The organism is Novosphingobium sp. TK71 (assembly GCF_055361505.1).
The window spans coordinates 2,598,470-2,624,353 of sequence record NZ_CM143962.1 but is presented as its reverse complement, the minus strand read 5'-3'; the positions used below and the strand labels follow the sequence as shown (position 1 = coordinate 2,624,353).

21 protein-coding genes are annotated in these 25,884 nt (G+C 66.5%); 10 read left to right on the top strand and 11 right to left on the bottom strand.

What is annotated here, in order from left to right:
* Window positions 1–17 precede the first annotated feature (17 nt).
* The 3 genes from gltB to ACXJ16_RS12215 form a co-directional block, all read right to left on the bottom strand.
* Window positions 18–4,655, bottom strand: a complete 4,638-nt coding sequence (gltB, locus tag ACXJ16_RS12225) for a glutamate synthase large subunit (RefSeq protein ID WP_463920762.1) — start codon at window positions 4,653–4,655, stop codon at window positions 18–20.
* 265 nt (window positions 4,656–4,920) lie between these two features.
* Window positions 4,921–6,906 carry a hypothetical protein gene (locus tag ACXJ16_RS12220; protein WP_324697669.1) on the bottom strand — a complete coding sequence of 662 codons (1,986 nt, stop codon included), beginning with the start codon at window positions 6,904–6,906 and terminating at the stop codon, window positions 4,921–4,923.
* The gene (locus tag ACXJ16_RS12215; RefSeq protein WP_324697671.1) at window positions 6,830–8,071 is read right to left on the bottom strand and encodes a TIGR04063 family PEP-CTERM/XrtA system glycosyltransferase; all 1,242 of its coding nucleotides are present in this window, start codon (window positions 8,069–8,071) and stop codon (window positions 6,830–6,832) included. Before ACXJ16_RS12215 ends, ACXJ16_RS12220 begins: the two co-directional genes overlap by 77 nt.
* 66 nt (window positions 8,072–8,137) lie before the next feature.
* Between ACXJ16_RS12215 and ACXJ16_RS12210 the strand changes: the two genes are divergently transcribed.
* The 4 genes from ACXJ16_RS12210 to trmB all read left to right on the top strand — a co-directional run bounded on the left by ACXJ16_RS12210 (window position 8,138) and on the right by trmB (window position 11,598).
* A complete protein-coding gene (locus tag ACXJ16_RS12210; protein ID WP_185998948.1) occupies window positions 8,138–8,344 on the top strand; it encodes a hypothetical protein in 207 nt (68 codons plus the stop codon).
* Window positions 8,337–9,755, top strand: a complete 1,419-nt coding sequence (locus ACXJ16_RS12205; protein WP_443478050.1) for a putative O-glycosylation ligase, exosortase A system-associated — start codon at window positions 8,337–8,339, stop codon at window positions 9,753–9,755. Before ACXJ16_RS12210 ends, ACXJ16_RS12205 begins: the two co-directional genes overlap by 8 nt.
* Before the next feature lie 169 nt (window positions 9,756–9,924).
* A complete protein-coding gene (gene ctrA / locus ACXJ16_RS12200; protein WP_054441077.1) occupies window positions 9,925–10,620 on the top strand; it encodes a response regulator transcription factor CtrA in 696 nt (231 codons plus the stop codon).
* A 261-nt stretch (window positions 10,621–10,881) separates the two neighbouring features.
* On the top strand, window positions 10,882–11,598 hold the full coding sequence (gene trmB, locus ACXJ16_RS12195; RefSeq protein WP_054441075.1) for a tRNA (guanine(46)-N(7))-methyltransferase TrmB: 717 nt from the start codon (window positions 10,882–10,884) through the stop codon (window positions 11,596–11,598).
* Window positions 11,599–11,703: 105 nt separating this feature from the next.
* On the opposite strand, the gene ACXJ16_RS12190 is transcribed toward trmB, so the two are convergent.
* Window positions 11,704–13,971, bottom strand: a complete 2,268-nt coding sequence (locus tag ACXJ16_RS12190; RefSeq protein ID WP_132469370.1) for an NADP-dependent malic enzyme — start codon at window positions 13,969–13,971, stop codon at window positions 11,704–11,706.
* Between the two features lie 114 nt (window positions 13,972–14,085).
* Here ACXJ16_RS12190 and mutS point away from each other — a divergent pair, with 114 nt between their 5' ends.
* Both mutS and ACXJ16_RS12180 read left to right on the top strand, forming a co-directional pair.
* Window positions 14,086–16,704: a DNA mismatch repair protein MutS gene (gene mutS / locus ACXJ16_RS12185; RefSeq protein ID WP_463920761.1), complete on the top strand. Its 2,619-nt coding sequence runs from the start codon at window positions 14,086–14,088 to the stop codon at window positions 16,702–16,704.
* A 23-nt stretch (window positions 16,705–16,727) separates the two neighbouring features.
* On the top strand, window positions 16,728–16,919 hold the full coding sequence (locus ACXJ16_RS12180; RefSeq protein ID WP_054441072.1) for a hypothetical protein: 192 nt from the start codon (window positions 16,728–16,730) through the stop codon (window positions 16,917–16,919).
* On the opposite strand, the gene ACXJ16_RS12175 is transcribed toward ACXJ16_RS12180, so the two are convergent.
* The 5 genes from ACXJ16_RS12175 to gluQRS form a co-directional block, all read right to left on the bottom strand.
* Window positions 16,920–17,240 (bottom strand): hypothetical protein, encoded by a 321-nt coding sequence (locus tag ACXJ16_RS12175; RefSeq protein WP_054441071.1) that lies wholly within the window; start codon window positions 17,238–17,240, stop codon window positions 16,920–16,922.
* A gap of 150 nt (window positions 17,241–17,390) precedes the next feature.
* A complete protein-coding gene (locus ACXJ16_RS12170; RefSeq protein WP_324697681.1) occupies window positions 17,391–18,260 on the bottom strand; it encodes a 3-hydroxyacyl-CoA dehydrogenase family protein in 870 nt (289 codons plus the stop codon).
* A 39-nt stretch (window positions 18,261–18,299) separates the two neighbouring features.
* Entirely contained in the window at window positions 18,300–18,869 is a 570-nt protein-coding gene (locus ACXJ16_RS12165; RefSeq protein WP_054441069.1) for a cob(I)yrinic acid a,c-diamide adenosyltransferase, read from the bottom strand.
* A 69-nt stretch (window positions 18,870–18,938) separates the two neighbouring features.
* Window positions 18,939–19,172 (bottom strand): HIG1 domain-containing protein, encoded by a 234-nt coding sequence (locus ACXJ16_RS12160; protein ID WP_054441067.1) that lies wholly within the window; start codon window positions 19,170–19,172, stop codon window positions 18,939–18,941.
* Complete coding sequence (gluQRS, locus tag ACXJ16_RS12155) at window positions 19,169–20,014, bottom strand: tRNA glutamyl-Q(34) synthetase GluQRS (RefSeq protein ID WP_463920760.1); 846 nt, start codon at window positions 20,012–20,014, stop codon at window positions 19,169–19,171. Before gluQRS ends, ACXJ16_RS12160 begins: the two co-directional genes overlap by 4 nt.
* A gap of 353 nt (window positions 20,015–20,367) precedes the next feature.
* On the opposite strand from gluQRS, the gene ACXJ16_RS12150 reads away from it, so the two are divergent.
* Entirely contained in the window at window positions 20,368–20,976 is a 609-nt protein-coding gene (locus ACXJ16_RS12150) for an HNH endonuclease (protein ID WP_054441063.1), read from the top strand.
* Window positions 20,977–20,989: 13 nt separating this feature from the next.
* Here ACXJ16_RS12150 and ACXJ16_RS12145 read toward each other — a convergent pair whose 3' ends face one another.
* Window positions 20,990–22,282: a dicarboxylate/amino acid:cation symporter gene (locus ACXJ16_RS12145; protein ID WP_324697688.1), complete on the bottom strand. Its 1,293-nt coding sequence runs from the start codon at window positions 22,280–22,282 to the stop codon at window positions 20,990–20,992.
* 166 nt (window positions 22,283–22,448) lie between these two features.
* Here ACXJ16_RS12145 and glmM point away from each other — a divergent pair, with 166 nt between their 5' ends.
* The 3 genes from glmM (at window position 22,449) to thiD (ending at window position 24,885) form a co-directional block, all read left to right on the top strand.
* Window positions 22,449–23,789: a phosphoglucosamine mutase gene (gene glmM / locus ACXJ16_RS12140; RefSeq protein ID WP_132469372.1), complete on the top strand. Its 1,341-nt coding sequence runs from the start codon at window positions 22,449–22,451 to the stop codon at window positions 23,787–23,789.
* A gap of 36 nt (window positions 23,790–23,825) precedes the next feature.
* A complete protein-coding gene (locus ACXJ16_RS12135; RefSeq protein ID WP_054441061.1) occupies window positions 23,826–24,050 on the top strand; it encodes a DUF1272 domain-containing protein in 225 nt (74 codons plus the stop codon).
* A gap of 85 nt (window positions 24,051–24,135) precedes the next feature.
* The gene (gene thiD, locus ACXJ16_RS12130) at window positions 24,136–24,885 is read left to right on the top strand and encodes a bifunctional hydroxymethylpyrimidine kinase/phosphomethylpyrimidine kinase (RefSeq protein WP_463920759.1); all 750 of its coding nucleotides are present in this window, start codon (window positions 24,136–24,138) and stop codon (window positions 24,883–24,885) included.
* A gap of 33 nt (window positions 24,886–24,918) precedes the next feature.
* Here thiD and ACXJ16_RS12125 read toward each other — a convergent pair whose 3' ends face one another.
* Window positions 24,919–25,794, bottom strand: coding sequence for an LOG family protein (locus ACXJ16_RS12125; protein ID WP_054441159.1), 876 nt, complete (start codon window positions 25,792–25,794; stop codon window positions 24,919–24,921).
* Between the last annotated feature and the right edge of the window lie 90 nt (window positions 25,795–25,884).

The following is a 25,884-nucleotide window of genomic DNA, read 5'->3' as shown; positions in this document are numbered from 1 at the left end:
CTTACTAATTCCCGATCTTATTCTGCTGCGACCGAAGCGGCTTCGAGGCGTTCCGCCTCCTGCTGGCGCAGAGCCTTTGCGTAGTCGCGCGGCATCACCTTGACGAACTTGCCCAGCGTGTTCGACCAGTCGTCGAGCAGCGCGCGGGCTATTTTCGAGCCGGTGTGCAGGTGGTGGCGTTCGAGCAGGATGCGCAGGCGCTCCGCATCGTGGCGCAGCATGTCGCCCATGCCGAGGTCGCGGACCGAGACGGTGCGCTGTTGCGGCCGGCCCGTTCCCTCTTCCTCGTCGGCTTCGGCCGAGATCCGGATGAGATCGACCATCGCCGGGTTCACCAGCTTATCGAACTCGCCGTCCTCGTCGTAGACGTAGGCGATGCCGCCCGACATGCCCGCCGCGAAGTTGCGGCCGGTCTTGCCCAGCACGGTAACAACACCGCCGGTCATGTATTCGCAGCCGTGATCGCCGCAGCCTTCGACGACCGCGATCGCGCCCGAGTTGCGGACCGCGAAACGCTCGCCGCCGACACCGTTGAAGAACGCCTCGCCGGAAATCGCGCCGTACAGCACGGTATTGCCGACGATGATGTTCTTGGTCGGATCGCGATCGACATGGCCGGGCTGGCGCACGATCACGCGGCCGCCGGACAGGCCCTTGCCGACATAGTCGTTGGCATCGCCGGTCAGGTCGAGCGTGACGCCGTGGGCAAGCCAGGCGGCGAAGCTCTGGCCGGCAACGCCGGTGAGCTTCACGTGGATGGTATTGTCGGGCAGGCCGTCATGGCCGTAGCGACGGGCCACCTCGCCCGAGAGCATCGCGCCGACCGTGCGGTTGACGTTGATGACGCTCTTTTCGATGCGAACGGCCTGACGGTTTTCCAATGCATCGGCTGCACCTGCGATCAGGGCATTGTCCAGCGCGTTTTCGAGGCCGTGGTCCTGCGCTTCGCTCCAGCCCAGCGAGGGGCTGTCGCCCAGCGGTGCCTGGTAAAGCACCTTGGACAGATCGACGCCCTTGGCCTTCCAGTGCTGGACTGCCTTCTTCATGTCGAGCTTGTCGACGCGGCCGACCATTTCCGCGATCGTGCGGAAGCCGAGTTCGGCCATGATCGCGCGCAGTTCCTCGGCGACGAAGAAGAAGTAGTTGACCACATGCTCGGGCTGGCCGGTGAAGCGGGCCCGCAGGACGGGGTCCTGGGTGGCGACGCCGACGGGGCAGGTGTTGAGGTGGCACTTGCGCATCATGATGCAGCCGGCGGCGATCAGCGGGGCAGTGGCGAAGCCGAACTCCTCCGCGCCAAGCAGCGCCGCAACGGCAACGTCACGGCCGGTGCGCAGGCCGCCGTCGGCCTGAACCACCACGCGGCTGCGCAGGTTGTTGAGCAGCAGGGTCTGCTGGGTCTCGGCCAGGCCGATTTCCCAGGGCGAACCCGCGTGAGTCAGCGAGGTCAGCGGCGAAGCGCCGGTGCCGCCTTCGTAGCCCGAGATCGTGATGTGGTCCGCGCGGGCCTTGGAAACGCCTGCCGCAACGGTGCCCACGCCGACTTCCGACACCAGCTTGACCGAGACACGGCTGGTCGGGTTCACGTTCTTGAGATCGTGAATGAGCTGCGCAATGTCTTCGATCGAGTAGATGTCGTGGTGCGGCGGCGGCGAGATCAGGCCGACGCCCGGCGTCGAGTGACGGGTCGCGCCGATGGTCTTGTCGACCTTGTCGCCCGGCAACTGGCCGCCTTCGCCGGGCTTGGCGCCCTGGGCCATCTTGATCTGGATGTCGTCGGCATTGACGAGGTACTCGGTGGTCACGCCGAAGCGGCCCGAAGCAACCTGCTTGATCGACGAACGCATGGTATCGCCATTGGGCAGGGGCGTGAAGCGCGAGGGGTCCTCGCCGCCTTCACCGGTGTTCGACTTGCCGCCGATGCGGTTCATCGCCAGCGCCAGCGTGGTGTGCGCCTCCCAGGAGATCGAACCGTAGCTCATCGCGCCGGTGGCGAAGCGCTTCACGATTTCGCTGGCAGGTTCCACTTCGGAGATGTGGATCGCCTGACCGGGCACGAATTCCATCAATCCGCGGATGGTCAGCATCCGGGTCGACTGGTCGTTGATGGTGCGGGCGAATTCCTCGTACTTGGCGGGGATGTTGCCGCGCACGGCGTGCTGGAGCGCGCCGATGTTCTCGGACGTCCAGGCATGTTCCTCGCCGCGCACGCGCGAACCGTAGATGCCGCCGACATCGAGCATGTTCGCGTAGATCGGATTATCGCCATAGGCCGCATCGTGGCGGCGCACGGCTTCCTGCGCGATCTCCGCGAGACCGGCACCCTCGATCGAGGTCGCGGTTCCGGTGAAGTACTTCTCAACGAAGGCGGTCGAGAGGCCGACAGCATCGAAGATCTGGGCGCCGCAATACGACTGGTAGGTCGAGATGCCCATCTTGGACATGACCTTACGGATGCCCTTGCCGATGGCGTAGACGTAGTTCTTCGCCGCCTGCTCCGCCGTTACCGGCAGGTTCTTGCGAACGCGCACGGCTTCGATGGTCTCGAAGGCGAGGTAGGGGTTGATGGCTTCGGCGCCGAAGCCCGCCAGCGCGCAGAAGTGGTGGACTTCACGCGCTTCGCCGGTTTCCACGACGAGGCCGGTCTGCATGCGCAGGCCCTGGCGGACGAGGTGGTGGTGGACGGCGGCGGTTGCCAGCAGCGCCGGCATCGGGATGCGGTCCGGGCCCTGTGCGCGGTCGGACAGGACGAGGATGTTCTTGTCCGCCAGCACCGCTTCGGTCGCGGCCCAGCACATTTCCTTGATCGCCATTTCGAGGCCCGCGGCGCCGCTCTTGGCGTCCCAGGTCATGTCGATGGTGGCGGTGCGGAAGGCGCCGTCAAGTGCGGCTTCCACCGAGCGGATCTTGGCGAGGCCAAGGTCGGTCAGGATAGGCTGGCTGACTTCGAGGCGCTTGTGGCTGCCGGCGTCATGGCCGAGCAGGTTCGGGCGCGGGCCGATCATCGAGACGAGGCTCATGACCAGTTCCTCGCGGATCGGGTCGATCGGCGGGTTGGTGACCTGCGCGAAGTTCTGCTTGAAGTAGTCGTAAAGCAGACGGGCCTTGTTCGACAGCACCGGGATCGGCGTGTCGGTGCCCATCGAGCCGAGCGGATCGTCGGCGGCGACGGCCATCGGCTCCAGGAAGCGGGTAACGTCTTCCTGGGTATAGCCGAACACCTGCTGGCGATCGAGAAGGGTGCCGGTGGGCGCGGGCAGCTCGGCCAGCTCGGGCTCGATCACGTCGAGGTCCGCCAGCTTGTACTGCGCCTGGTCGAGCCACTTTTCATAGGGCTCGGCGGCGGCAAGCTGGGTCTTGATTTCCTCGTCCTCGATGATGCGGCCCTGATCGAAGTCGATCAGGAGCATCCTGCCGGGCTGGAGGCGCCACTTGCGGACGATGTTGTCTTCCTTGATCGGAAGCACGCCGGATTCCGACGCCATGACGCAGATATCGTCGTCGGTGACGAGGAAGCGCGCGGGGCGCAGGCCGTTACGGTCGAGCGTGGCGCCGATCTGGCGGCCGTCGGTGAAGGCCACGGCGGCCGGGCCGTCCCAGGGCTCCATCAGGGCGGCGTGATACTCGTAGAACGCGCGCCGTTCCGCCGTCATCAGCGGATTGCCCGCCCATGCTTCCGGGATCAGCATCATCATCGCGTGGCTGAGCGAATAGCCGCCCGCGAGCAGCAGCTCGAAAGCGTTGTCGAGGCAGGCGGTGTCCGACTGTCCATGCGGGATCAGCGGCCACATCTTGTCGAGGTCGGCGCCGAGCAGCTCCGATTCCATGGTGCGACGGCGGGCGTTCATCCAGTTCACGTTGCCGCGAACCGTGTTGATCTCGCCGTTGTGGGCCATGAAGCGGAACGGGTGTGCCAGCTTCCAGCTCGGGAAGGTGTTGGTCGAGAAGCGCTGGTGCACGAGGCCGAGCGCCGAGACGAACTCGGGATTGCGCAGATCGTCGTAGAACGAGCCGACCTGGGTTGCCAGCAGCAGGCCCTTGTAGACGATCGTGCGGCTGGAGAAGCTGGGCATGTACAGCTCGGTCAGGCCGGGCAGGTTATGCTTCTTCGCCATCGCTTCGAGCGGGTTCTGCGTCTGCTTGCGGATCGCCAGGATCTTGCGCTCGAACGCGTCCTGGTCGGCGCAGTTGTCGCCGCGGCCGACGAAGCACTGGCGGATCACCGGCATTGAGTTGATGACGGTCTTGCCGAGGCCATCGAGCGTGACGGGCACGTCGCGCCAGCCGATCAGGTGCTGGCCTTCCTTGGCGATGAACTTCTCGAAGGTCTGCGTGATGAGGTCGCGGCTGGCTTCGTCCTGCGGGAGGAAGCACATGGCGACGGCATAGTCGCCCGCCTGCGGCAGTTCGACGCCGGTGGCGGCGGCCCAGCTGCGGAACAGCGTATCGGGAAGCTGGGTCAGGATTCCTGCGCCGTCACCCAGCAGCGGGTCGGCGCCCACCGCACCGCGGTGGTCAATGTTTTTAAGGATTTCCAGTGCCTGAGTAATGATCGCATGTGTTTTCTGGCCTTTGATATGGGCTACGAAGCCCACACCACAGGAGTCGTGTTCGTTACGCGCATCATAAAGGCCCTGGGGCTTAGGAAATCCCATCGATAAAACCCATCCTGTCATTTTTTGTCGGGTTGCCTTCCATGCTCCGCCTCGGCGCGCACGAATCGTGCGACGCCGATACGCGTCATGGGGTCCCAAGCGCCCCCATGACGATTACGAGACGTTTTTGCAATGGCGAAGGCAGGGGGTCGCGCAGGATTTAGTGCGTGTGCACGGTAAAAAAGGGAATTTTGTTATGCAAAAACCCGGAACGGTTGCGCCGGACCGGGTTTTTGCAGGGATGTGACGTCGATTTGCCGGGGCGTCAGGCGGCGCCGCTCATCCGCTGGAGTGTGGCGAGTGCGGCGCGCAGTGCCTTTTCGGTTTCGGTAGGATCCGGCCGGGCCGGCGGATCGAACGGCCGATCGGGCGATGCCTGCGTCATACCGCTCTCTTCGGCATCCGCCGGAAGCATGTTTGCATCGAAATGAACGAAATTCTGCCGCGGGGCCTGACGGGAAAGGTTCAGCAGGGACGAGTAGCCCTGTTCGAGCACGGCCTCTTCCTCGTCGTCCTCGGGCTTCTCGTCATAGGCGAAGTCCTGCGAGAGAGCGTCGAATTCGGCATATCGGCCGGCATCTTCCTCTTCTTCGTCCCCGGCCTCGAACGCGTCAGGCCCGATTTCCACTGCAACGGCATGCGCGGTGCCGAGGGAGACCGGCGCGGCGGCGAGGCTGATATGGCGCGGCGGAAGGTAGCCGGGCAGGGCATCGTCGTCATTTCCGAACGAATCGAGCCCCACCGGGCGCAGGGCCGCCGGGATGCGGGAAATTGCGGAAGGTCCGTCCTCGCTTTCACCGGGCGCCTTATGCACGGGCAATGCGAATGGGGCGACCGAAGCAAGGCGCGGCAGAGGCGAGCGCAGGGTTTCGGTGAATGGCGGTTCTGCGAAAGGCGGGGCAGGGAATGCGATGGTTTTCGCCGTCGTGACCGAGGCTTCGGTTGCCGTCGGGAGTTCCGGCGAACTTGCGGGTGCATCGGGCGCGAACAGCGGTTGAGGCGCGGGCTGCCCGACGAACGCCGACGAGGAGGGCGTCACGGCGCTGCGCTTGCGGCGCTGTTCTTCCATCGCAAGGGCGAGGCGTTCGAGCAGTTCGACCTGCGACAGTGTTTCCAGTTCGGCTGCCGCGATTCGTTCCGCGGCATTCCGCGCGCTCTCCGTGTCCGCTTCGGGCAGGGTTGCGGCCGCGTCTGATTCGGCCGCCGGCGGGGCGGAAGCCGCGAATCCCGGAGCGGGTGTGCTCGCCTCGGCGGGTTCGGAAACCTTGTTCGCATAGGCTTCGAACAACCGGTTGTTCAGCGCTTCCGGCGCCGGCGTGGAAGGCGCGGGTTCCGTTTCCGGCCCGTCTTCGGCCTCGGCCCCGGTCTTGTCTTCGTGCGCCCATGCAGCCGGTGAGAAGCTGTGGATTTCCTGGCGAGGCTCAAGCCATTCGGGAACGCGGCCGAACGGAGCTTCGGAGCGATCGTCGCTTTCTTCCCGGCTCTCACCTGTCTCTTCTGCCGGGAACTGGCCGGGAACCGTCCATGCAGGAGCGGCGTCCGGCGCTGCCGCGATCGGCGCGAAACTGGGTCCGTCCTCGAAAGCGGGGGCCTCCGAAGCCGTTGAAGCGGGAAGCTGCGTGGTCACGATCCCGTCGATGTCGAGCTCCGACAAGTTGAGGATCTGGGGGGCTTCCTCGCCTTCGGGCCGTGTTTCGAGCGCTTCGGCGGGCTGTTCCTCGGCCACCAGCGCGAATGCGCGACGGCGGCGTGGCTGGTTTGCCTGCGGTGCGGGATCGGCCTCTTCCGCGCTTTCCGCCGTCTCGAAGCCGGCGAAAGGCATGCGAGCGGGCTGTGCCTCGGTGGTCTGGGCGACCCGGCGGCCGGCCACGAGGCCGACAAGTCCGCCGAGCCCGGTCATGGCGAGTGCGAAGAGGATGCGGGCGGTGTTGCCCAGCGGCGGCGTGGCCATCGGGAGCACCTTGCCCAGCCCGGTTGCGCCGACGATGCGTTCCAGCAGTGCCGGGCTCACCATGATCGACCCGAGGCCGAAGAGGGCGGCAAACCACAAGGCGACGATCGCGGGAAACAGGGGGTGACGGCTGATCGGCTGGGCCACGGCGGGCTTCCTGTTCTCTGCTTTCGCCACGAATTGTACCCCGTTTCTCACGTTGGAATTGCGGAATTCCGCCTTGTCAGGCAGCGGTTCCCAGTCCTTTTTCAGCATCGAGAGGTGCCACCATTTGGTAAACGTCTCGATAACGACGGGCATTGGCGGCCCAGTCGTGCCGTTCCCGGACATGTCGGCGCCCGGCCTCGCGATAGGCTTCCCACGATTCGCGGTGTGCGAGCAACCCTGCAAGAGCGGCCGCGCAGGCAGCCGGATCGTCAGGCGCGAACAGGGTTCCGGTCACGCCGTGGTCCACCAGTTCGCGGTGCCCGCCGACATCGCTGGCCGCGACAAGCTTGCCCTGTGCCATGGCCTCGAGCGGCTTGAGCGGGGTGACGAGGTCCGTGAGGCGGCTTTTCTTGCGCGGATAGGCCATGATGTCGGCCAGGGCGTAATAGCGATCGACTTCATGGTGAGGCACCCGGCCGATGAAGCGGATTGCCGACGCCGCCGGGGAGGCCAGCGCCTGAGCGCGCAGCGCCTCCTCGCGCGGGCCGCCGCCGACCATGAGCAGCCGCGCGTCGGGTTGTCTCTTCAGTAGCAGCGGCATGGCGGCGATCAGGTCGTCCAGCCCCTCATAGTCGTAGAAACTGCCGATGAAACCGATCACCGGACAGGCGCGGCCATCGGTTTCGAAGCCCAGTTCCTTTGCCAGCGCCCTGTCGCGCGCGGGCGGCGTACCGAACAGTTCCAGATCGACGCCGTTTGGCATTTTCGTGATCTTCGCGGTGGGAACGCCCCGGGCGATGAGATCGGCGCGCAGGCCGTCGCAGATCGTCACGATCGCATCGGCGCGGGCGACGACCCGGTTTTCGAGGGCGCGGGTCAGCCGGTATTTCAGCGAACCCTCGGCGCCGGTACCGTTGCCGACGGCCGCATCCTCCCAGAATGCGCGGATTTCATAGACCAGCGGGATGCCGTGCCGGCGCGCGACGCGCGACGCTGCGGCGCCGCAGAGCGAGGGGGAATGGGCGTGGATCACGTCGGGGCGCCATTCGCGCACCACCTGTTCGATGGTCTGCGCGAAGAGCCCGATCTCGCGCCATTCGCGCAGCCCGGCGGGCCCGCTTGCACTTCCGCGGGTGCGGTGGAAGACGAGGCCGTCCGCATCCTCGACATCGGGGCCAGTCGCTGTATGGCGCAGGCCTGTCACGCCGCGCACCTCGAAGCCCATCGCTTCCTGTGCCTTGAGGATCGCGCGGGTCCGGAAGGTGTAGCCGCTGTGCATCGGCAGCGAATGGTCGAGGACGTGGAGAACACGGGTCATGGTCGCAATTCCTATGCCTGCAAGGCTTAACGCCGCGTCAACTCCGTACTGCTAGGCCCGGCAGCGATGGTCGACATCCTTGCCCTTGCCGTGAGCCACGCCCTCTTGGCGCTTGCCGCCTGGCGCCTGCTGTGGCGGCCGGAACTGGACGTGGAGGGCGGGGCGGAGAAAAGCCGCCGCATCGTCCGCCGCGGGATGCAGTGGGGCGGCGCGGACGACCGGGCCGGAAGCCCGGATTCGAGCGACACGCAAGAGGCGGCAGGCGATGATTGATCTTGCGCTGAGCGGCTTTCTCTTCGGGTTTCTCCTGCTGGGGCTCAAGCGTCCGTTTCTCTGGGTGCTGTGCTATCTCTATGTCGACATCGTGTCGCCGCAGGTCATTTCCTGGGGGATACTGGCGCATTTTCCGGTCTCGCTCATGGCCTTTGCCGCAGCCTTTCTCGGCTGGGTTCTGTTTGACGACAAGCGCGATTCGCGCATTACCGGGCGCCAGATCCTGCTGGCGCTGCTGTTGTTCTATTGCGCGGTAAGCACGCTTCGGGCCGTTTATCCGGTGGAGGCGCAGGAGAAATGGGCCTGGGTCTGGAAGGCGCTGGTCTTCGCGATCTTCCTGCCTTTCACCTTGCGAACGCGGTTGCGGATAGAGGCGGTGGCGCTGGTCATGGTGCTGTCCGCTGCGGCGCTGATCGTCGATGGAGGGCTGAAAACCGCGCTTGGCGGCAGCGGCTACGGCACTTTGCGGATCTTCGTGGACAACAACACCGGGCTCTACGAAGGGTCGATCCTTTCCTGCGTGGCGATCGCCATCATTCCCATCATCCTGTGGCTGGCGAAGTACGGGACGGTCTTCCCGCCTGACTGGCGCGTGCGTGTTTTCGCGGCGGCGCTGATCTTTGCCTGTGCCCTGATTCCGGTGGGAACCCAGGCCCGGACGGGGCTGGTGTGCCTGGGCGTGCTATGCCTGTTCTACTTGCGAACGGCCCGGCACAAGGTGCTGATCGCGGGGGGAATGGCGCTGGCCGTCATGGTTGCCTTGCCGTTCCTGCCGGCCTCTTTCCTGGCGCGCATGGGGACGATCGAGAACCACCAGTCCGACCAGTCCGCCGGTACCCGTCTCGGGGTGTGGAGCTGGACCTGGGACTATGTGAAGCACAATCCGCTGGGCGGCGGCTTCGTGGTCAGCATGGCGAGCAAGGTGGCTTACGATACGGTCTCCGTGCAGACGGTGGGCAACAGCACGACGGTCACGCGAACGCCGGTCGTCGAGCAGGGGCGCGCCTTCCATTCGAGCTATTTCGAAATGCTGGGAGAGCAGGGTTTTCCGGGGTTCTTCCTGTGGATACTGCTGCAACTGACCGGGCTGGTGCAGATGGAGATGATCCGCCGCCGCTGGAGGAAACGCACCGGTGCCGACGAGGCCTGGGTGGCGCCGCTGGCGATCGCGCTCCAGCTTGCGCAAGTGGTCTACCTGATCGGATCGCTGTTCGTTGGCATCGCTTTCCAGCCCTTCATCCTGATGCTGATCGGCCTGCAATGCGGCTTCTGGAGCTACCTGAAGCGGATCGACACAACCGCACCAGAACGACACCTGAAGGCACCAGAGATGCGGGTGCAGGCTGCCACGTCGCCCAGGGGGGTAGCCGGTCGGCACAGGCACCGGATCGGGACCGGCCGTGCTCCTTGAGAAAATTTAATCCTAACGCGCGACGGTTTCCTATCGCTCTGAAAAGTCCCGGGCTTCGCCATTTACGGCAAATTAACCTTTAACCTTCATTGGTCCTATGGTTAATACAGGGAAATGTCCGTTCCGGCTGGGGTTTGCGCCGAGAGGACGGGGGCGAAAGGGAATTCCGATGCGAGTGCTGCTGATCGAGGATGAACCGACCACCGCGCGGGCTATCGAGCTCATGCTGACGGCCGAAGGCTTCAACGTCTATTCGACGGATCTGGGCGAAGAAGGCCTCGATCTCGGCAAGCTCTACGATTACGACATCATCCTGCTCGACCTCAACCTGCCCGACATGCACGGCTATGACGTGCTCAAGAAGCTGCGCGTCGCCAAGGTGCAGACGCCGGTGCTGATCCTTTCGGGCATCTCGGAAATGGATTCGAAGGTCCGCTCGTTCGGCTTCGGCGCCGACGACTATGTGACCAAGCCCTTCCACCGCGAAGAACTGATCGCGCGCATTCACGCCGTGGTTCGCCGCTCGAAGGGCCATTCGCAGTCGGTCATCCGTACCGGCAAGCTGGTCGTCAACCTCGACGCCAAGACCGTCGAGGTCGACAGCGCCCGCGTGCATCTGACCGGCAAGGAATATGCGATGCTGGAGCTGCTCTCGCTGCGCAAGGGCACCACGCTGACCAAGGAAATGTTCCTCAACCACCTTTACGGCGGCATGGACGAACCCGAACTCAAGATCATCGACGTCTTCATCTGCAAGCTGCGCAAGAAGCTGGCCCATGCCTGCGGCGGCGCCAACTACATCGAGACGGTCTGGGGCCGCGGCTATGTGCTGCGCGACCCGGACGAGCTTCAGGACGTCGCCTGAACCGACCCGCCTCTAAACATAGGGGCGCGTGCGTAACTGATGCGGGAACAAAGCGGCCTGCCCTTCCGGGGGCGGGCCGTTTCGCTTTCGAGGCCTGCGGCCTTCAGGTTCCCCCTTCGCCTTCGGCGCCGGCGAAGGCCGGGGAAGGGGGCTGAGAACAGGCCCGGTTCCGTCTCCGTCGCCGGGAAATCGGCGCGAGTGGGGCCGTAGCGGCGGGTCCCACGTTGACCTTGCCGGGCAACGGTGCCAGTGCCCCGCGCCATGACGGCTCACAAACCCGGCGATCCGACCACGCTCAACCGCCTCTACGGCCGCGCCAAGGGCAAGCCCCTGCGCGCGGGCCAGCAGGCGCTGGTCGACAACCTGCTCCCGCGAATCGCGGTTCCCCTCGAAGGTCCGGTCACCTCCGACCTGCTGTTCGGCGACGATCGCCCGATGCATTTCGAGATCGGCTTCGGCGGCGGCGAACATATGGCGGGCCGGGCGGACATGCTGCCCAACCACGGCTTCATCGGCGCCGAACCCTTCATCAACGGTGTTGCCCAGGCGCTCACCCATGTTGCCGGAGACAATGGCGCCAGCACGCCGCTCGGCAATGTGCGCATTCATCACGGCGATGCGCTGGAAGTGCTTTCGCGCATTCCCGACGGTTCGCTCTCGTTCCTCTACCTGCTGCACCCGGACCCCTGGCCCAAGGCGCGCCATGCCAAGCGGCGCATGATGAACGATGGCCCGGTGGACATGTTCGCGGCCAAGCTGAAGCCCGGCGGCGAGTTCCGTTTCGGCACGGACCACGCGGTCTACGTGCGCCACGCGCTGATGGTGATGCAGCGCCATACCGACCAGTTCGAGTGGCTTTGCGAGAAACCGCAGGACTTCCAGGTCCGTCCGGGCGGCTGGCCGGAGACGCGCTACGAGAACAAGGCGCGCACCGTCTACGGGCACGAGGTCTGGTATTTCCGCTATCGGCGCAAGTAAGCGTCAGGCCCAAAAGAAACGCCGCCCCGGATCAGGTCCGGGACGGCGGCATCTCTGGGAAAAAAAGGGGCGTCCGGACATGATCCGGGCGCCCCTTTTTCGATGTTATCCGGCGATACCGGCCGCCGCGAGCACGGCCAGCGTCAGCACGTCCGGCGCCAGCGCGGTCATCGGCACGATCTGCACCGGCTTTTCCGCGCCCAGCAGCATCGGGCCGATCGACGTCGTGCCGCCGATTTCCTTGAGCAGCTTGGCCGAGATATTGGCGGACTGCAGGCCCGGCATGATCAGCACGTTCGCCGGAGCCGACAGGCGGCTGAACGGATAAAGCGCCATGATCTTGGGGTTGAGCGCGGCGTCAGGCGCCATTTCGCCTTCGTATTCGAAGTCCGGCTTTTCCTCGTCGAGGATGCGGATGGCTTCGCGGGTCTGCTCCAGCCACTTGCCCGAGGGATTGCCGAAGGTCGAGTAGCTGAGGAAGGCGACGCGCGGTTCGTGGCCCAGGCGGCGGGCGACGGCGGCAGTTTCCTTGGCGATCACCGCGAGCTGTTCGGCGTTCGGGCGTTCGTTGATGGTGGTGTCGGCCATGAACACGGTGTGGTTCTTGCCCACCAGCATGTGGATGCCGAACGCCAGCTTGCCCGTTGCCGGGTCCAGCACGCGGCGCACTTCCTTCATGGTCTGCGCGAAGGGGCGGGTCATGCCGGTGATGAGCGCATCGCCCACGCCCAGCTTGAGCAGGCCGGAGGCGAAGATGTTGCGGTCGGTATTGACCATGCGCTGCACGTCGCGCTGGAGGAAGCCGCGGCGCTTGAGGCGCTCGTAGAGCATCTCCACCATCGGGCCGACGTGCTCGGACACCATCGAATTCTCGATGTGGTAGCTTTCGGGGTTGGGCACGCCCAGTTCGGCCATCTTGTCGAGGATGACCTGGGTGCGGCCGACCAGCACGGGCTCGCCGTAGCCGAAGTCGCGGTACTGGATCGCTGCGCGCAGGACCACTTCGTTGTCCGCTTCGGCGAAGATCACGCGCTTGGGATTGGCGCGGACCTGCTCGTAGACGCGGGTGAGCACCGAGGTCGTCGGGTTGAGCCGCGCCTTGAGCTGGTCGCGGTAGGCTTCGAAGTCCTCGATCGGGCGACCGGCGACGCCGGATTCCATCGCCGCGCGGGCGACCGCCATCGGTACGACTTCCATCAGGCGCGGGTCGAACGGCGCGGGGATGATATAGTCGCGCCCGAACTGCTGGGTTTCACCGCCGTAAGCGGCGGCCACGTCTTCGTGGACCTGTTCGCGGGCCAGTTCGGCGATGGCGTTGGCAGCGGCGATCTTCATCTCTTCGTTGATCGCGGTGGCATGGACGTCCAGCGCGCCGCGGAAGATGAAGGGGAAGCCGAGCACGTTGTTCACCTGGTTCGGATAGTCCGAACGGCCGGTGGCCACGATCGCATCGGGGCGCACGGCCTTGGCATCGGGCGGGGTGATCTCGGGATCGGGGTTGGCCATCGCGAAGATGATCGGCTGTTCGGCCATCTTCTTCACGTATTCGGGCTTGAGCGCACCGGCGGCGGAAAGGCCGAGGAACACGTCGGCGCCGACCAGCGCCTCTTCCAGGGTGCGGTGCGGGGTGTCGATCGCGTGCGCGCTCTTCCACTGGTCCATGCCGGTCTCGCGGCCGCGATAGATCACGCCGGTACGGTCGCAGACGGTGACGTTCTCGTGGCGCACGCCGATCGACTTGATAAGCGCGGTGCAGGCCAGCGCCGAGGCGCCGGCGCCGTTGACCACGACCTTCACGTCCTTGAGGTCACGCCCGGTGATGAGGCAGGCGTTGATCAGGCCGGCGGCGGCGATGATCGCGGTGCCGTGCTGGTCGTCGTGCATGACCGGGATGTTCATCCGTTCGCGCAGGGCCTGCTCGATGATGAAGCATTCGGGTGCCTTGATATCCTCGAGGTTGATGCCGCCGAAGCTCGGCTCCATCATGGCGATGGCCTCGATCAGGGCGTCGGTATCCTCGCTGGCCAGCTCGATGTCGATGGAATCGACGTCGGCGAAGCGCTTGAACAGCACGGCCTTGCCTTCCATCACCGGCTTCGACGCCAGCGCGCCGAGGTTGCCCATGCCCAGGATCGCGGTGCCGTTCGAGATCACCGCAACGAGGTTGCCCTTGGCGGTATAATCGTAGGCGGTGGCGGGATCGTCGGCGATCGCCTGGACCGGAACGGCCACGCCGGGGGAATAGGCAAGGCTGAGGTCGCGTTGCGTGGCCATGGGCTTCGACGCAATGATCTCGATCTTACCGGGGCGGATCGTGTTGTGATAGAACAGCGCTTCGCGCTCGGTGAACTGGATCTTGGCTTTGTCGGACAAGCGATTTCTCCCGATTTGGAAGCGGCCCTAACGAATGTTCTCGCCACGCGATAGGGGAAAGGCACGCCAGACACGCTTCACAACAGGGGAACCACAGGGCTAACGCTCTGGGCCATGAGCGGTATTCCGGAGAAGACGGGCACGACCCCGATGATGGCCCAGTACCTTGCCTTGCGCGAGGTGGCGGGGGATTGCCTGCTGTTCTACCGAATGGGCGATTTCTTCGAGCTGTTCTTCGAGGATGCGAAAACCGCAAGCCAGGTTCTCGACATTGCACTTACCACGCGGGGCGAGCACGGCGGCCAGCCGATCCCGATGTGCGGCGTGCCGGTCCATGCCGCGGAGGGCTACCTTGCCCGCCTGATCAAGGCAGGTTGCCGCGTGGCTATAGCCGAGCAGACCGAGACCCCGGCCGAGGCGAAGAAGCGCGGCGGCTCCAAGGCGCTGGTCACGCGCGATATCGTGCGCTTCGTCACCGCGGGCACGCTGACCGAGGAATCGCTGCTCGAACCGCGCCGGGCCAATGTGCTGGCGGCGGCCTGCGAACTGCGCGGCGTGGTGGGGGTGGCGGCCTGCGACATTTCCACCGGGCGCATGGAACTGGAAGAGTGCCCGCCCGACCGGCTGGGCGCGGCGCTGGCGCGGCTGGGGGCACGCGAACTGGTCGTGCCCGAAGGCTGGGAACTGGCGCCCGACGGCGCGATCCCGCGTTCGGGCCACGAGTTCTCCTCCGATGGCGGGGACGAGCGGCTGAAGCTGGTCCACGGCGTCGCCACGCTTGACGGCTTTGGCACGTTCACCCGCGCCATGCTGGCGGCGGCGGGCGGGCTGATCGCCTATCTCGACCATGTCGGCCGGGGCAAGCTGCCGCTGCTGCTGCCGCCCGAGGCGCGCAGCGGGGACGCGGCGCTGGCGATGGACGAGGCGACGCGCGCCAGTCTCGAAATCCTCGAATCCTCGCAAGGCGGCCGCAAGGGCAGCCTTGTCGAGGCGATCGACCGCTGCGTGACGGGCGCCGGTGCGCGCCAGCTCGCCGAGGACCTCTCCGCCCCGCTGACCGATCGCCATGCGATTGCCGAGCGGCTGGAACTGGTCGAATGGCTGCACGATGACGCCCTGCTGCGCGAGGACATGCGCGCGGCGCTGCGGGCGCTGCCGGACGTCGGCCGCGCGCTGGGCCGCGTGGTGGCGGGCCGTGGCAGTCCGCGCGATCTCGGCCAGCTTCGTGACGGTCTTTCCGGTGCGCGCCGGATCGGCGAGCGGCTGGCGCCCATGGTAGGGTTGCCGGTGCTGCTGGACCGGCTGATGCCGGACCTCGGCGGGCACGCGGCGCTGGTCGATCACTTCGCGCGGGCGCTGGTGGAAACCCCGCCGACCGAGCGCGGGCAGGGCGGCTATATCGCCAGCGGCTACGATGCCGCCCTTGACGAACTGCGCGTCACTTCGGGCAATGCCCGCCGCGCCATCGCCGCGCTGGAGGCGAAGTACCGCGAGCAGACCGGCGTGGCCGCGCTCAAGATCAAGCACAACAACGTGCTCGGCTACTTCATCGAAGTGCCGCAGCGCCATGCCGACAAGCTGCTGGAGCCGGACAGCGGCTTCTCGCACCGCCAGACCATGGCGGGTGCCATGCGCTTCAATGCGCTGGCCCTGCATGAGGAAGCCAGCCGCATCACCGAGGCGGGCGCCCATGCGCTCGCCGCCGAGGAAGCGCATTTCGAGGGACTGGTGGCGCAGGCCGTGGCCGCGCGCCATGCCATCGCCCGCACCGCCGCTGCGCTCGCCCGTATCGACGTGGCGGCGGGACAGGCCGAGCGCGCCGCCGAAGGTGGCTGGACGCGGCCCGTGGTCGTGGACGGTATCTCGCTGGACATCGAAGGCGGCCGCCATCCGGTGGTCGAGGCCGCGCTGAAGGTGCAGGGCGAGCGCTTCGTCGCCAACGACTGCCGGCTCGCCAGCCATGACCGGCTCTGGCTGGTCGGCGGCCCCAACATGGGCGGTAAGTCCACCTTCCTGCGCCAGAACGCGCTGATCGTGCTGCTGGCGCAGGCGGGCGGTTTCGTACCGGCCAAATCGGCGCGGATCGGCATGGTGGACCGCCTGTTCAGCCGTGTCGGCGCTTCGGACAATCTTGCGCGCGGACGTTCGACCTTCATGGTCGAGATGGTGGAGACCGCCGCCATCCTCGCGCAGGCGACCGACCGCAGCTTCGTCATCCTCGATGAAGTGGGGCGCGGCACCTCGACTTACGACGGGCTTGCGCTGGCCTGGGCCGTGGCGGAAGCCGTTCACGAAACCAACCGCTGCCGCTGCCTCTTCGCGACGCACTATCACGAGATGGCGCGGCTCGGCGAAACCTGCGAGGCGCTTTCGCTGCATCACGTCCGCGCGCGGGAGTGGAAGGGCGATCTGGTGTTGCTGCACGAACTGGCCGAAGGTCCGGCGGATCGCAGCTACGGCCTTGCCGTGGCGCGCCTTGCCGGGGTGCCGCCCAAGGTCATCAGCAGGGCCAAGTCGGTGCTGGAAAAGCTGGAGAAGGGCCGCGCGGAAACCGGCGGCCTCGCGGCGGGGCTCGGCGACCTGCCCCTGTTCGCCGCGGCGCAGGACGCGCACGAGGAACAGTGCGACGCCCTGCGCGACAAGCTGCGCGACATGGACATCGATGCCCTGAGCCCGCGCGACGCGCTGGAGATCCTCTACGATCTCAAGCGAGAGGCAGGCACGGAGTCTTAACCAGCCTGCGCTAGCCTGCGCGCATGTTCGGGCCCAAGATCAGGAATGTGTTCAAGAGCCGCTGGCAGGCGCTGTTCTGGTCGGCCAGTGTCCTGCTGACCGCCTATTGCTCGGTGCCGTCGCCCGACGATCAGGGGCAGGGCGACACTGCGGCCAAAGCCGCCGCGAAGCCCTCGCACAAGAACCCCTGGGCCAGGGACGCTGGGCCCGGCTAGTCAGCTATCGTCGTCCGCGAAATCCTCGTCGGCGGCGTTTTCCTTGCCGTAGCGGTCTTCGAGATCGTCCATCGTCTCTTCGCCGCGATAAGCGGACATGTCGATCACGCCGCTGGAATCCATCTGCTTCATGTGATCGACGAGATCCTCGATGTCGTCCTCGTCGGCGATGCCGCCCTTCACTTTCTCGCTGTCTTCCAGACCGAAGCTTTCAGAGCCGCGACCTTGCGCCTCCTCGGCGAAGGTCTGGGCCTGGGTGTCTTCGTCTTCCTGCTCGGGGTTGACCGTTTCGGGGGCGCGGTCGTCGGGGCGTTCGCTCATCTCGGGTCTCCTTTGCCGAAGTAACGGTCAGGCGGAGTGGCCGGTTCCTCAGGCGGCGTGGACAATTTCGGCCGCGCCGCCTGAGCAAGGTGGAATGAGACGCCAGTATGGGGACAGCGCTGCCGCCCCCTTCGCTCCGGGATCGCCGGTTCAGCGCGTGGGAACGGGAACCTCGCCCGAATAATCGTAGAAGCCGCGGCCCGTCTTGCGGCCGTACCAGCCGGCCTCGACGTACTTCTGCAGCAGCGGGGCAGGGCGGTACTTGGGATCGCCGGTGGTCGCCAGGAACACTTTCATGATCTCGTAAAGGGTATCGAGGCCCACGAAATCCGCCAGCGTCAGCGGGCCCATCGGGTGATTGGCGCCAAGCCGCATGCCCGCGTCGATATCCTCGACCGAGGCCAGCCCTTCGCCCAGCACGAAGATCGCCTCGTTGAGCAGCGGGCAGAGGATGCGGTTGACCACGAAGCCCGGCGCATCGCCCGCCAGCACCACGGTCTTGCCCAGCGCTTCGCCGAAGGCCTTCATGCGCGCGGTGGTTTCCGGCGAGGTGGCAAGGCCGGGGATCACTTCCACCAGGCCCATGACCGGCACCGGGTTGAAGAAGTGCAACCCGCAGAACCGCGCGGCGTCGGGAGAGGCGGCGGCCATGCGGGTGATCGGGATCGAACTGGTGTTGGAGGCGAGGATGGCATCGGCGCCCAGAACTTCGCCCACGGCGGCGAAGATCTTCAGCTTGATATCCTCCCGCTCGGTCGCGGCCTCGATGATGAGGTCGCAGTCGCCCATGGCGGAATAATCGCCCGCCGTGGTGATGCGGGGCAGCAGCGCGTCGACGTCGGCCTGGGCGATCTTTTCCTTGGCCACCAGCCGGGCGAGGCCCCTGGCGATGCCGGCCTTGCCCTTCTCGGCGTTTTCGATCGAGATATCGGACAGGATCACGTCCATGCCCTTTCCGGCCACGGTCTGGGCGATGCCCGAGCCCATGATGCCCGCGCCGATGATTCCGACTTTACGCACTGCCAAACTCCTCTGCTGATCCGGTGACGGAAAAGGTGCCTAGCGGTTCTGGCCCGGCACCCAAAGGACGTCGTCGGCCCCATTGGCATTCACCGCCCGGGCGAGGACGAAGAGATAGTCGCTGAGCCGGTTGAGATAGCCGAGCGCGGCCGGATTGGCAGGCACTTCGGCGGCCATGGCGACGGCGGCACGCTCCGCCTTGCGGGCGGAGGCGCGGGCGATGTGGACGCGGGCGGCGGCTTCGCTGCCGCCGGGGAGGATGAAGCTCCTGAGCGGCTGGAGATGGGCGTTGATCGCGTCGATCTCTCCTTCGAGCCAGGTGACTTGCGAGGGCACGACGCGCAGGGTCATCTCGCCGGGCGCGAAATCGTCCCCGGGGGTCGCGAGGTCGGCGCCAAGGTCGAACAGGTCGTTCTGGATACGCGTGAGGATCGCGGCATGCGGGGTTTCGCCCAGCGCGCAGACGGCCAGGCCGATGGCGCAGTTCGCCTCGTCCACCGCGCCGATCGCCTCCATGCGGGCGGCGTGCTTGGGCAGCCGCGAACCGTCGACGAGGCCCGTGGTGCCGTCGTCACCCGTGCGGGTGTAGATCTTGTTGAGCTTTACCAAGTGAGAGTCCTTCGAGAATCCGCCGGGGGCGAATTTTTGGCGGCGCTGCCGCCATGCTCATCGAAAAGGTCAGCGGGCCATTGCCAGCAGGATGGCGCAGACCAGCACCGCCGCCGCCTGGTACTTGATGCGGTTGAACATCATCTTGTTCTGGAGAAGCTGGTTCGCGGAGGGCCCGGTTGCGGCGGGATCGCGGTTCAGGTCTTCCTTGGCGCCCTGCATGAAGGCGACGATGCCGCGCACGAGGGTGACGACGACCATGATCATCAGCAGGATGATGATGGGGATGAGAATGGTGCTCATGCCGGATGGTCTACGCCCGCCGAAAGCGAAATGCCAGCAGGGAACTGGCGCCGGCGAAGCGCCTCGGCGATGGCCTTGCCATCCTCTCCCGCGCGGCGCCGGTCGCCGAGCGAGGGCGATCCGCGCCGCTTGGCCAGCTTGCGGCCATCGGATTCCACCAGCAGGGGGTGATGATGCCAGACCGGCCCCGGCAGGCCGAGCAGGGCCTGCAGCAGCCGGTGGACGTGGCTCGCCGGGAACAGGTCCATCCCGCGCGTGACGAGCGTGATGCCGTCCGCCGCATCGTCCAGCGTGGCGGCGAGGTGGTAGCTGGCGGGAAGATCCTTCCTCAGCAGCACCACGTCCCCGAATATCTCCGGCGTGGCGGGCAGGGTGCCGGCCTGTTCGTCGGTCCATTCGAGCGGGCCGGCGATCTCCAGCGCGCGGGCCACGTCCAGCCGCCAGGCCGCGCCTTCCGGCTTGGCCTGCCGGTGGCGGCAGGTTCCGGGATAGACCGGACCGTCAGGCCCCATCCGTGTGGCGGCAGCGGCGATTTCGGCGCGGGTGCAGCGGCAGGGATAGAGCAGGCCCATGGCCTTCAGCCGCTCCCCGGCCTGCGCGTATCGCGCCAGCCGGTGCGACTGGAAGCGCGCCTCCCCATCCCAGGCGAGACCGAGCCATTCGAGGTCGCGAAAGAATTCCTCGACGAACTGCGGGCGGCTGCGTTCGCCGTCGATATCCTCGATCCGCAGCAGGAATTCGCCGCCGCGCGTGCGGGCAAGGTCGTGCGCCGTCACTGCCGCAAAGGCATGGCCGAGGTGCAGCGGACCGTTGGGGCTGGGGGCGAAGCGGGTGCGGATCATCTCGCCCGCGTCCTAGCCGCGCCGCCGTTTGTCGCAAAGAGGGGATGGAGGAAGCCGTCCGGGGAAGCCTTCGGGGGCCCGAACCCGGTACGCCGCGCCCGCTCTTGCGGAAAAGCCCGCCGCCGGCGGCCGTCATCTCGCGCCCGGCGTGGGGGCAAGGGTGTGGATAAAAGCGGTATATCCTGTCTTCAGGGTGTGGAGTGCCTGTGGGGTGCTTGTGGAATTCTTGTGGTGAACCTGTGGATTGTTGTATGGGGCCACCCCGGTCCCGGCTTGACGGCGACTCGCGTAGATGCTGCAAAGAAAAACATGCGTTGCCATGAAACCGCAATCAGGGCCTGCGACAGGAGGCCATGCTCAAGTCGGAGCTGATCGAGCGCGCGGCCCGGTTCCGCAGCGCGGAGGATGACCCCTCCCGAAGTCTTTCCGACTGTCCTGCTCTGGTGCTCAATGCGGACTACACGCCGCTTTCCTACTACCCCCTCAGCCTCTGGCCCTGGCAGACCGCGATCAAGGCGATCGTCCTGGAAAGGGTGGACATCATCTCCAGCTACGACCGGGTGGTCCACAGCCCCAGCTGGTCGATGCAGATCCCCTCGGTCATCGCGCTTCGCCAATATGTGAAGCCGTCCGAATTTCCCGCCTTCACCCGCTTCAACCTGTTCCTGCGCGATCGCTTCAGCTGCCAGTATTGCGGCTCTCCCCAGCACCTTACGTTCGATCACGTGGTCCCGCGCCGCCTCGGCGGGCGGACGAGCTGGGAAAACATCCTCACCGCCTGCGCGCCGTGCAATCTCAGGAAGGGTGGCCGCACGCCGAAGCAGGCCAACATGCCGCCGCTGGTGGCGCCGATCCGGCCGACGAGCTGGCAACTCCTCGAACGCGGCCGGGCCTTCCCGCCGAACTATCTCCACGAAACCTGGCGCGACTGGCTCTACTGGGACATCGAGCTGGAGGCCTGAGCGCCTCTGTCGCTCAGTGCAGCGTTTCCGGAGCCGCTTCGCGCTCCTGCGCCGGGGCATTGCGGTCGGCCGCCGTAGTTATGGCCACGTCCATCGTCACATTGCCGAGGGTTCGCATCAGGTCGGGCAGGACTTCCACCGCCACCAGCACGCCCAGCGGCCAGAGCGGCACGCCCATGGCGGCCGCGATCGGCCCGATGGTCGAGACGAAGCTGATCGTGCCCGGCAGCGAGACGGTGCCGAACGTCGTGACGAAAGCGACAAGCGCGCCTGCCGCCAGCGCCCCGGTGGTCAATTCCATGCCCGCCAGCTTCGCGGCATAGACGGCCACGGCCATGTTCATCGCCGGTCCGGTCGCGCGGAACAGGGTTACGGCAAGGGGCAGGACGAACTCCGCCGTCGTGCCGGAAACCCCCAGCTTGCGGCTGGCGGCGAGCATGGCCGGCAGGGTTGCCATGGAGGACTGGGTGGAGATCGCCACGACTTGCGCGGGCAGCACGGCAGCGGCGAAAGCGCGCAGGCGGCGCCGTCCGCCGAAGACCGCGATCAGGTAGCCTGCCGGTAGCACCACGGCGCCCACCGCCACCACCAGCACGATGTAATGCGCCAGCGCCCCCAGCGCCGCGCCGCCGCTTCTCACGCCGAGCCCGAAGCCCAGCGCGAAGACGCCGATCGGCGCCAGCGCGAGCACCCAGCCGATCACCACCATCATCGCCCCCGCCACGCCTTCGAACAGCACCGCCAGCGCGCGGCGCGGCTCCTCGGCCAGTCTGGTGGAGGCGATGGCGAAGAGCGTGACGAAGACGATCACCGGCAGCATGGCGTCGGCCGCGGCGGCGGAGATCACGTTCTCCGGCATCAGGGAGGACAGGAAATCGGCGATGCCGGGCACTTTGGCGGGTTCCTCGCCGTGGGCGAACCGCACGCCGGAGGGAATCGGGAACAGGTCCAGCAGCAGCGGCATGGCCACCGCGCCCAGCACGGCGCTGAAGGCAAGGAAGCCCACGATCATGCCCAGCGCCCGCCGCGCCAGGGCGCCTGCCTGCGCGGCGGCGATGGTTTCCACGATGCCGCTGAACAGCAGCCCCGCGACCAGCGGCAGGATCGTCATCTGCAGGCCCTGCAGCCAGAGCGTGCCGATCGGCCCGGCGATCCCGAGCACCGGCGCCGCGCGCGGATCGCCTGCCAGAACCAGCCCCAGCACCAGTCCGGCGACGAGGCCGGCCAGCGTCAGCATTCCGGGAACCCGAATCTCGGGAATGCGGGAGGTGCCCGTTCGAGGTGGCGTGGGGTTCGGGGAAGTCATCGGGCTCCTGGGAAAATGCGGCCTGAAGTCTTGCTTTCTCATAAGCGGCGGCGCGCCCGATGGCAATTTGCCCTCGCTGCGGTTACAGAGCGCGCTTGAGGGAGCGGCGAAGGCCGGGGTGCGCACGTCATTCGGCGTTAACGAAAGAGTCTCCAAGGGGCAGGTCATGAGCAGACAGTTCTTCGGCACCGACGGTATCCGCGGTCGCACCAACCACGGCGCGATGACCGCCGCCATCGCCATGAAGGTCGGCCAGGCGGCCGGCACCCGGTTCCTGCGCGGCACGCACCGGCACCGCGTGGTGATCGGCAAGGACACGCGCCTTTCCGGCTACATGCTGGAAAACGCGATGGTCGCGGGCTTTACCAGCGTGGGCATGGACGTGGTCCTGCTGGGACCGATGCCGACCCCGGCGGTCGCCCTGCTCACCCGCGAACTGCGCGCCGATGTGGGCGTGATGATCTCGGCCAGCCATAACCCTTACGAGGACAACGGCATCAAGCTGTTCGGCCCGGACGGCTTCAAGCTTTCCGACGAGGACGAACTGGCGATCGAGGCCATGCTCGGTCAGGAAATCCCGCTCGCCGCATCGGAAGACATCGGCCGGGCCCGCCGTATCGACGATGCGCGCGGCCGCTACATCCACGCGGTCAAGCGCTCGCTGCCGGAGGCCGTCCGGCTGGACGGGCTGAAGATCGCGGTCGATTGCGCAAACGGCGCGGCCTATCAGGTCGCCCCGTCGGCGTTCTGGGAACTGGGCGCCGAAGTGGTCGCCGTGGGCGTCACGCCCAATGGCCGCAACATCAACGCCAAGTGCGGTTCCACCCATGTCGAACTGCTTCAGGAAACCGTGGTCTCCTCGGGCGCCGATATCGGCATTGCGCTCGATGGCGACGCCGACCGCCTGATCGTGGTGGACGAGAAGGGCAAGACCGTGGACGGCGACCAGATCATGGCGCTGATCGGCACCCAGCTGGCCGCGCGCGGCGCCCTGCGCGGCGGCGGCGTGGTGGCAACCGTCATGTCGAACCTCGGCCTCGAACGCTATCTGCAAGGCCAGGGGCTGACCCTCGAACGGACCAAGGTGGGCGACCGCCACGTCCTCGAACGCATGCGCGCGGGTGGTTTCAACCTGGGCGGCGAACAGTCGGGCCACATGATCCTGCTCGATCACGCCACCACGGGCGATGGCACCGTGGCCGCGCTCCAGGTGCTGGCCGCGCTCGTCCAGTCGGGCAAGCGGGCGAGCGAACTGCTCCACCTGTTCGACCCGGTGCCGCAGCTTCTGCGCAATGTGCGCTTCTCGGGCGGGCAGCCGCTGGAAGCCGCCAGCGTGAAGAGCGCGATCGCCGATGCCGAAGCCTCGCTCAACGGCAGCGGGCGCCTTGTCATCCGCGCCTCGGGCACCGAGCCGCTGATTCGCGTGATGGCGGAAGGCGACGATGCCGGGCAAGTGGAGGCCGCCGTGGCCGCGATCTGCGCCGCGGTGGAAAAGGCCGCCGCCTGACCCTTCGACAAGCTCGGGATGAGCGGGAGATCTTGAATGCTTGAAATGCGCCCTGACTGCGAACGCTGCGGCACCGACCTTCCGGCCGATGCCCCCGGCGCGTTCATCTGCAGCTTCGAATGCACTTACTGCGCGGAATGCGCGGACGATCTCGACGAGCTTTGCCCCAATTGCGGCGGCGAACTGCTCGACCGGCCGACGCGGGCGAAGCGGCACTTCGATTCCGCGCCGCCTTCGAAGGAGCGCAGGTTCAAGGGGTAGAACAGGAAAGGCAGGGGAGCATCCCCCGCGACTGCCCCCTTTCTCTTCTCTCGACACCGCTCCCGCCAGGCGGCAAGGGAGCGCCATGATCACACCGCCCCGCATTCTCTCCATCGCCGGTTCCGACAGTTCCGGCGGTGCCGGTATCCAGGCCGATATCAAGACCATCGTGATGCTCGGCGGCTATGCCATGACCGCGATCACCGCGATCACCGCGCAGAATACCTGCGGGGTGACGGACGTGGTGGCGCTCTCGCCCGAGATGGTGGCTGCGCAGATCGACGCCTGCCTTGGCGACATCGGCGTGGATGCGGTGAAGATCGGCATGCTCGGCAGCCCCGAGATCGCCCATGTCGTGGCGGAGCGGCTGGAAGCGCTGAACGTGCCGGTGGTGTTCGATCCGGTGATGATCTCGACGAGCGGCTCCGTTCTTGCCGATGCGGCCACGATCGAGGCGTTCGAGCGGCTCATGGCGCTGGCCACGCTGACCACGCCGAACGTGCCCGAACTGGCGGCGCTGGGCGGTGCCAGGGCGATGGCTGCGCGGGGCGTGTCCTATATCGCCAAGGGCGGCGATGCCGAAGGTCCGATCGTGGAGGACAGGCTGCTGCGGCCCGGCGAACTGCCGCTTTCGTGGACGGCATCGCGCATCGAGACGCGCCATACGCACGGCACCGGTTGCACTTTTTCCAGCGCCATCGCGACCTTCATGGGGCAGGGGGCAGGGCTGGAAGCGGCGATCGTCAGCGCCCGCGACTATGTGCGCGCGGCCCTGCTCAATGCCCCCGGTTTCGGCGCAGGGCACGGCCCGCTCGGGCATCACGTCAGGGGGTAGCGGGCAGACCCGGGGGCCTGCCCGCCCGATGCTTCAGCAGCAGTCCAGATCGTAGAACTTCTGGACCACGTTCCAGCCTTCGTCGGCGGTTTCGCACCAGTGGAACAGCTTGAGGTCGGCGGCATTGATCACGCCTTCCTCGGCCAGCGCCTCGAAGTTGACGACGCGTTCCCAGAACTCCCGGCCGTAGAGCAGGATCGGCAGCGGCTTCATCTTGCCGGTCTGGATCAGGGTCAGCAGTTCGAAGAACTCGTCGAACGTGCCGAAGCCGCCGGGGAACACCGCCACCGCGCGGGCGCGCAGCAGGAAGTGCATCTTGCGCAGCGCGAAGTAGTGGAACTGGAAGGACAGGCGCGGCGTCACGTAGGGATTGGGCGCCTGCTCGTGCGGGAGCACGATGTTGAGGCCCAGCGTCTCCGCGCCCACTTCGCGCGCGCCGCGGTTGGCCGCTTCCATGATCGAGGGGCCGCCGCCCGAGCAGACCACGAACTGGCGCATGCCCTTTTCCACCACCGAGCACTGGCTGGCGAGGCGGGCAAGCTTGCGGGCTTCCTCGTAGTACTTCGCCTTGGCGACGAGGCGTTCGGCGACCTTCTTTTCCTGATCGGTCTTGGCGCGGGCAAGAACTTCGTCGCACTGGTCGGGCGAGGGGATGCGGGCGGAGCCGTACATCACCATGGTCGAGCCGATATTGGCTTCTTCCAGCAGCATCTCGGTCTTGAGCAGTTCGAGCTGGAAGCGAACCGGGCGCAGTTCGTCGCGCAGCAGGAACTCGGTGTCCTGGAAGGCGAGGCGGTAAGCCGGGTTCTGGGTCTGGATGGTGCCTTCCTGCGCATCGGCGAAGGTGGCTTCCTGCTCCGCCTTGTAGAAGCGGCGGTTGGTGACTTTCTTGTCTTCTTTTTCGGTCATCTGCATTCCATGGCCGCTCGGAGGCGCGGCGTCGAGATATAAGGATTTAAGTAAGATACGGTTGCACGCAAGCCTTGCGCTCGCCTAGCC